A 1,602-nucleotide genomic window follows, 5' to 3' on the forward strand; every position below is an offset into this window, starting at 1 on the left:
AACATACTAAGATTAGTAGTGCAGACCAAGGCATTGGTTCGCACTACTATTTTTTATATAGTAGAAGTGAAGAAAAGGTCGTCTTTGTTATAGGATCCTGAATCCGTCCAAGAAACTGGCCTTCTTCACTTACCTTATTTGAATCAGTTTTTAGTATGTTGGTCCTCGAGATCGTGTATAAGAAATGGGAATCGATAAGTGTAAGATGAAGACTTCAATTTTCCAACAGGAGGAACCGTATGAGACACGTAATTGCGTTTGATATCAGTATGGGTAAAAGTTATATGGTAATTTATAATGCACAAAAACAATGTATCTTTGAAAAAGAAATCCAACATTTGAAGCCTGACTTTAAAGAGCTACAAAAAAAGATATATGAGATTACCAAGAAAACTGGTAAATTGCCTGAAATTGTGTTCGAGGCAACAGGGATTTATTCTAGACAACTAGAACGATTTATGCAAGATAATCAGTATACATATTGTCTATTAAACCCCTTAGAAGCAAAACTACAATGTGATTCCTTACGGATTCATAAAACAGACCGAAGTGATGCACATCGCCTAGCTCTTACCCACTTTACAGCTACCCGAAGGGTATCTCATGGAACGAATCATATATTCCATCAGTTAAAATCTCTTTCGAGGTTCTATAGCGAACTAGATGGAGAATTATCAGTGATTCGTAGTCGTATGCATAAAGTCATTCAATTAACATTTCCTGAATTAGAAAAAATGTTCACGAGTAAATCTGATTTATTTTTAAATTTTGTTCAGCTATTCCCCCATCCAGATAGTGTTTTAAGTCTTTCTAAAACGATTATAAAAAATCATATTCGTGCTAACACCAATAAAAAAATATCAAATATTATGGCAGAGAAAAAAGCCATTCAGATACTTGAAATCGCGAAAAACTCCTATCCAGCTGTTTCTCAAAATGATGTCTTGTGTGATCAACTCAAAGTATACGCAAAACGTTATCAAGAACTACTTCAACAAAAGGAATGTTGTATTAACAAGATGGTGCTTATAGCTGAACAACGTGCAGAATATAGTATCATTCTGAGTCTTCCTGGAATTGGGGCAAATACAGCTGTACGCTTAATGGCTGAAATAGGAGATATAACTCGTTTTGCGAATAACAAGCAATTGAATGCATATGCCGGTATTGATATACGTCGCTTTCAATCAGGTAAAATTTTTTATAAAGATAAAATTAATAAACGTGGAAATAAACATTTACGGAAATTACTTTTCCTAATCATCCAAAACATGATTAAACTACGGCGTTACGGACGAAATCACATTATAGAATACTACGATAAATTAAAAACGCAACCATATAACAAATGTCATAAAGTTGCGTCCATTGCATGTGTAAATAAGTTATTGAAGCTTCTCCTTCACCTTATTACACACAATATACACTATGATTATCGATTAACAGCCTAACATCATAGTTTCATTCATCATACCATATTCTCCCCTAGTAAAAAAATGAATCCATGTTAGGGGTATTTGGTATGTATGAGAATGGATACCTACATTTTGTGATATCCAGTTCATCAAAAATCTAAAAATATAGGTTGACTAATCGTAAGAA

Annotated in this window: 1 protein-coding gene; it reads left to right on the forward strand. The window is 33.5% G+C overall.

Annotation, left to right across the window (positions count from 1 at the left end):
• The first annotated feature begins 239 nt into the window (after positions 1–239).
• A complete protein-coding gene (locus JDS96_RS30350) occupies positions 240–1,451 on the forward strand; it encodes an IS110 family RNA-guided transposase (protein WP_199669079.1) in 1,212 nt (403 codons plus the stop codon).
• Positions 1,452–1,602: the final 151 nt, after the last annotated feature.

Origin of the sequence: Bacillus cereus group sp. N21 (assembly GCF_016483395.1) — a bacterium.
Lineage (GTDB): Bacteria > Bacillota > Bacilli > Bacillales > Bacillaceae_G > Bacillus_A > Bacillus_A pseudomycoides.